The 6,177-nt window shown below is 46.0% G+C and carries 4 protein-coding genes; 3 read left to right on the forward strand and 1 reads right to left on the reverse strand.

Going from position 1 to position 6,177, the window contains the following annotated elements; all coding sequences use genetic code 11:
• Window positions 1-1,137 precede the first annotated feature (1,137 nt).
• The 3 genes from ACYTXL_RS25610 to ACYTXL_RS25620 are packed head-to-tail and all read left to right on the forward strand — an operon-like array spanning window position 1,138 to window position 4,941.
• Window positions 1,138-1,761, forward strand: coding sequence for a (2Fe-2S)-binding protein (locus tag ACYTXL_RS25610; protein WP_461922250.1), 624 nt, complete (start codon window positions 1,138-1,140; stop codon window positions 1,759-1,761).
• Window positions 1,748-2,731 carry an FAD binding domain-containing protein gene (locus tag ACYTXL_RS25615; RefSeq protein WP_461922249.1) on the forward strand — a complete coding sequence of 328 codons (984 nt, stop codon included), beginning with the start codon at window positions 1,748-1,750 and terminating at the stop codon, window positions 2,729-2,731. Before ACYTXL_RS25610 ends, ACYTXL_RS25615 begins: the two co-directional genes overlap by 14 nt.
• Window positions 2,728-4,941 carry a xanthine dehydrogenase family protein molybdopterin-binding subunit gene (locus ACYTXL_RS25620; RefSeq protein ID WP_461922248.1) on the forward strand — a complete coding sequence of 738 codons (2,214 nt, stop codon included), beginning with the start codon at window positions 2,728-2,730 and terminating at the stop codon, window positions 4,939-4,941. The genes ACYTXL_RS25615 and ACYTXL_RS25620 overlap by 4 nt, the downstream gene beginning before the upstream one ends.
• 625 nt (window positions 4,942-5,566) lie before the next feature.
• Here ACYTXL_RS25620 and ACYTXL_RS25625 read toward each other — a convergent pair.
• Entirely contained in the window at window positions 5,567-5,941 is a 375-nt protein-coding gene (locus ACYTXL_RS25625; protein ID WP_461927150.1) for a hypothetical protein, read from the reverse strand.
• Window positions 5,942-6,177: the final 236 nt, after the last annotated feature.

Consider the following 6,177-nt stretch of genomic DNA (forward strand, 5'->3'; position numbering starts at 1 on the left):
TCATAGGGGCACAGAAAAAGCTCATTGGTGTCAACTTCAGAAAAAATCTGCTTTGAGAAGGCGTTTTGCCCTCATCCCCTAACCCCGAATCCCAAGTTGGGATTCGGGGAACTAGAGAATTTGCTCCCCTCTCCCAATTTTGGGAGAGGGGCTGTTCTTGTGAGGGTCAAACCTCGAAAGCTTGCCTTGCCTAACTTCTACGTTAAGTTGACACCAATGAGCATTGCTGTGGCCCTACCAACGTATTTGTATCATTATTAAAGTGAAAGGGTATGAAACCCTATTTTTAGATAGGGTTTCATACCCTGCGTATTGGTCTCAACTTAACGTAAAAGCCAGTCTATAACCAGCTTTTAGAGATTGTCTCGAAAAGAAGTCTCTGACTCTTAATGCATAGTGAGGGCTGCTGCCACAAGTCTTGAGCATTTCTAGCCAGAGGCTAGAAACGAGGTTTTAAAGAAGTTTTGGCTGAAGTTGACACCAATGTACCCTGCGGGAAGTCTTCGTCTAGATGAATTGCCCGCGCATGTAGTTTTGCGTAAGTTTTACTACTAAACGTTCAATAAGCTGTTGCGCCTTTAATTTGCACTAATTATTTTTTCAATATGATTGTGGGGTGGGCATCTTGCCCGCCCTGACAATGCAAGTTGTATACGTAACAGCTTATCAATGGTTCAACAACAAGGAAAATGCCAGATTGCAATTTATTAAAGATAAACAGAAGAGTAAACGTTAATACAGACTTTTTAGGCTCTTCAGTACTTACTATGCTAAACTCCTTTGATAAAACCCTGAAAGCCTTATTTATCAACATAATTAGCATTATTTGCTAACATTTTAGGATTTTAGCAATAATTTTGGCTTTTAACCCTATTTTTTAAGCCAAATTTTGATGTTTAACTAATAATTTGGCATAACAGGTACTGAAGAACCACTTTTTATTCTGTTTTGATAATTAGAGATGATACTTATGGCATAAATCTTCTGATAGAGAGACGATAACAAGCTGAAATTGTATTCTGGGAACAATGTCATTTTAAGGAAAATGCCTGTTAGAAAAAGTGATTTTCTCTAAAGAATTTAAGTTAAGAGAATTACTCAATATTATTACCAACAAAAACAGAATGGAGTAAAAAAATGAAGTTTGTCGTCAGACGCCGCAAATTGGGTCAATTGATGATCGTCACCACAGTAGCGGCTACGATTAGTAATTTTGTAGGGAAAGCTGTAGCACAAACTCAAGTCAAAAAAACTACTCCAATGTTGGCAACTTCAACACCGGAGACGATGAAGGTGACGCTGCAAGTCAACGGAACAGCACATAGTTTACAGATTGAACCGCGTGTGACTTTACTTGATGCACTTCGGGAATATATGGGGCTAATTGGGACTAAAAAAGGTTGTGATCATGGTCAATGCGGTGCTTGCACAGTGCTGGTTGATGGACATCGGATTAATTCCTGCCTGACATTTGCGATTATGCACACCGACGCCGCGATCGCAACTATTGAAGGGCTGGAGCAAGGAAACAATTTACACCCGATGCAAGCCGCGTTTCTTGCCCACGATGCGTTTCAGTGCGGCTACTGCACACCGGGACAGATTTGTTCGGCGGTGGGTTTGGTGAACGAGGGACACGCTAAATCGGATGCTGACATTCGGGAACTGATGAGCGGGAATATCTGCCGTTGTGGTGCTTATCCAAATATCGTGGCTGCTGTCCGCGATGTCTTAGAGGGGAAAAAAGATGCAGCCGTTTAGCTATCAGAAAATCGGACAAGTGGATAATGCCGTGGCGTTGGTAACTCCAGAGGTGGAAGCGGCTTACTTGGCAGGGGGTACAAGCTTAATTGATTTGATGAAGCTGAATGTACAGACGCCAAGTGAGTTGGTAGATATCAACCCCCTACCCCTAACCAAGATAGAAATGCAGGGTAACGGTGTGCGGATTGGGGCAATGGCACGTAATAGCGACGTTGCATATCATGCCCTAATTCAAGAGCGTTATCCGGTGCTATCAGAGGCGTTGCTATCTGGGGCATCACCGCAACTGCGAAACATGGCGACAGTGGGCGGGAATTTACTGCAACGTACTCGTTGTTACTACTTCCGTGATCCAGCTTTCCCCTGTAATAAGCGCGTTCCCGGTTCAGGTTGTCCAGCAATCGAGGGCTATAACCGCATTCATGCAATTTTCGGCGGTAGCGATCGCTGTATAGCTACCCATCCTTCCGATATGGCGGTGGCAATGATCGCACTCGATGCAGTTGTGCAAACACGGGGACCGAAAGGAGAGCGGAGTATTCCTCTGGTCGATTTTCATCTCCTACCGGGCGATACACCAGAAACAGAGTCAATTTTACAACACGGAGAGTTAATTGTTGGCGTTGACTTACCGGGTTCAACCTTTGCGAAGCGATCGCATTATTTAAAAGTCCGCGATCGCGCCTCCTATGCCTTTGCCATGACATCGGTTGCGGCAGCATTAGATATTCAAAATGGGATCATTCGCTCGGCACGCATTGCTCTTGGTGGGGTGGGAACAAAGCCCTGGCGTGCTTACGAAGCGGAAAAAGCCCTTTTGAACCAGCCCGCAAATCAGGCAACATTTCAAGCAGCAGCGATCGCCGCGCTCGCCAAAGCTAAACCTCAAAAATACAACGGCTTTAAGGTGGAACTGACTAAACGCACAATTGTGAAGGCGCTGGCAACCGTGGGAGGGATGGCATGAATACAGGGGATAAAAATACAGTTGTCGGCAAACCGCTAAATCGAGTTGATGGACACCTGAAGGTAACTGGTGGCGCCCGCTATTCAGCTGAGTTTCCGGTTGCCAAGCTTACTTATGCGGTGACAATTCAAAGCACGATCGCCAAAGGTAAGATTGCCGAAATTGATACAAAGGCGGCGGAACAAGTACCGGGTGTATTAGCAGTAATTACCCACCTGAATGCACCGAAGGCATCGGGCGAAAAGGGCGGTGGTCGTAAGCTGCAAGTGCTGCAAGATAACATTGTGCTGTATAGCGGTCAACATATTGCTGTCGTAGTTGCCGATACCTTTGAACGAGCTATGTACGCAGCCTCACTGGTGCAAGTTCGCTATGACGAAGAGAAACCGAAGATTAATATGCGGGACAACCTCGCTAAGGCATACTTACCTAAAGGTAAAATCCCTAAAGACGAGCCGCCCGATTTAGCTCACGGCAATGTCAACCAGGGACTAGCGGCGGCGGCTGTCCGCGTCGAGCAAACCTATACTACACCGATCGAAAATCACAATCCAATGGAGCCTCATGCCACAACAGCAGTTTGGCATGGCGATCAACTGCTGCTGTATGACGCAACTCAGGGAATCTTTTCCACTCAAGAAAAAGTTGCAGGAGTATTAGGAATTGAGCCAAAGAAAGTCCGCATTATGTCTTACTTTGTGGGCGGTGGCTTTGGCTGCAAAGGATCGGCTTGGTCCCATGTGCCTTTAGCTGCGATCGCAGCCCGGCAGGTTAATCGCCCAGTGAAATTAGTTTTGGGACGGATACAGATGTATGGGCCTGTGGGCTTCCGACCAGAGACAATTCAACAGGTTTCTTTAGGTGCAACCCGCGAGGGCAAATTAACCGCTCTGCGACACGCCGGCACATCGCAGACTTCAACTTTTGATGAATTTATCGAACCTGTTGGTAAAAGCGCCCGGATGATCTACGCTTGCCCAAATATCGAAACTAGCCACCGTCTGGTTCAACTTGATCAAGGAACACCAACCTTTATGCGGGCGCCAGGCGAAGCTTCAGGGTCTTTCGCCTTAGAATCGGCAATGGACGAACTCGCTTATGCGTTGAATATCGATCCGGTGGAACTGCGTCTACGTAACTATGCTGATGTCGATCCTAGTAAAGGAATACCTTGGTCGAGCAAGTCACTTAAAGAGTGTTACAGATTAGGCGCAGAAAAGTTTGGCTGGCAAAAGCGCAATCCCAAGCCCCGTTCGATGCGTGATGGTAATTATTTGCTCGGTTGGGGTATGGCGACAGCTACTTATCCTACCAACCGTTCCCCAGCATCGGCGATCGCTCAGATTATGGCAGATGGTACAGCCGTTGTGCAGAGTGGCTCACAAGATATTGGCACAGGGACTTATACTGTAATGACTCAAGTCGCGGCTGAGGCACTCGGTCTACCAGTTAACAAAGTCCGCTTTGAACTAGGTGATACTAAGATGCCAGAAACCCCCGTTTCCGGTGGTTCGCAAACTGCCGCTAGTGTTAGTTCTGCGGTGCATTTAGCCGGAAATCAAGCTCGGAGTCAGCTTTTGCAACTAGCACTTGCCGATCAAAAATCGCCGCTTTATAGTTCAAAGGCTGAAGATGTGATTGCCCAAGATGGCAGCTTTTTCTTAAAAAATAAATCGTCCGCAACCGAAACTTATCAGGCAATCTTGGCACGGCAGGGAATGAAAATGATCGAAGCGCGTGCAGATGCCAAGCCTGGAGAGGAACAAAAGAAGTTTTCAATGCACGCATTTGGATCGCAATTTGCCGAAGTCCGCGTTAACCCGGATTCTGGCGAAGTGCGAGTAACGCGCTGGGTGGGAACTTTTGGCGTGGGACGCATACTCAATGCTAAAACAGCCAACAGTCAGTTGATTGGGGGAATTGTCTATGGTATTGGCATGGCGTTAATGGAACACACCGTAACAGACCCTCATCGGGGGCGTGTTGTCAATGCCGATTTAGCTGAATATCACGTACCAGTGAATGCAGATGTTCCCCCGATTGAGGTGTTGTTCGTTGATGAACACGATCCATATATCAACCCGCTTGGTGTAAAAGGAATTGGTGAAATTGGCATTACTGGAAGTGCGGCGGCGATCGCTAACGCTGTCTATCATGCCACAGGTAAGCGCATCCGTGATTTGCCAATTACATTAGACAAACTGCTGTAGATAAGACCTCTTGCATAAATCAAAAATAAGAAATGAACCCCAAAGAGCCAAAGCTACACGTTGTCTCCCCTCCCCGCAAGCCTACGGTGTACACACAAGTCGAATGTAGAGTGTAACTTTCGTCATTTATCTCCTATCTCGTTCCTATGCTCTGCATGGGAATGCCTGATTAGGGGCTGCTGCCTCCAGTCAGAAATTGAGTCTCCGACTCAATAGACATCTGGTGAAAATGACGTAGGGACAATTCATGAATTGTCCCTACCAAGGATTTCGAGCAACGCAGAATTAATTTTCACTCCTATGTCTAATGAATGCATTCCCAGTCTCCGAGTGGGAACGAGTAAAACGAGTGATCGCGCCGCGTGTGGTTGTTTTCGTAGCAGTGGGATGAATTAATTAAGTTAATTAGGAACGTAGATTACAGCAGAAATCATGTATTTGAACCACATCTGTCGTAGGGGCACAGCAATGCTGTGCCCCTAGCGCGTGATCTATTTACCTGAAGATAACTGTAAATAAAATGCAAAACTTCATCCTATATCTAGCTTCCCTCTCCTTTATAAGGAGAGGGATTGAGGGTGAGGTAAGCCAGCGACGTAAATTCTATGTTATTTAATTTTTATTCCTAACTAGCGATCGCAACTAGCTTTTTCCGGGAAGGACGCTTGCGATCTGATTTTTTCTTCAGTCCTACAGCCTGAGCCTGATCGCTATCTGAACCATATTGCCCGCGCACAACTTCTTTCATCGCTAATACACTATTATGATATTCCCATTCTGCTAATCGGGCAGCATCAGCAGCAGCACGGTATAAAGCTAGTTTCTCGGTTTCGGTTTGTTGAGAAATCAACATCGCCTGATAAACTTCCTGTAACTTTGCAGCTGAGGCATCAGCACGAGTCGTGTTATAGTTGCTGACGGTTTGCAAACCGTGCAATGAGCTAATATCTTGACTAATGGTTTGAGGGCGCAAACGGCGGGTTGTATCTTGGATAGTCATAAATGTATCTACCACTATAGTATACATTTAATGTACCCATTGTAACTAAAAACCTATCAGTAAGATAAAGTTTTAAATTGGGCAAGTTTAAACAAAAGATAAGGATTGTGAATGCATCGGCTTGCATTGTGAATGCACCGGCTTGCATTGTGAATGCATCGGCTTGCATTGTGAATGCATCGGCTTGCATTGTGAATGCATCGACTTGCATTGTGAATGCATCGGCTTGCATTGTG

Source organism: Nostoc sp. (assembly GCF_054880495.1).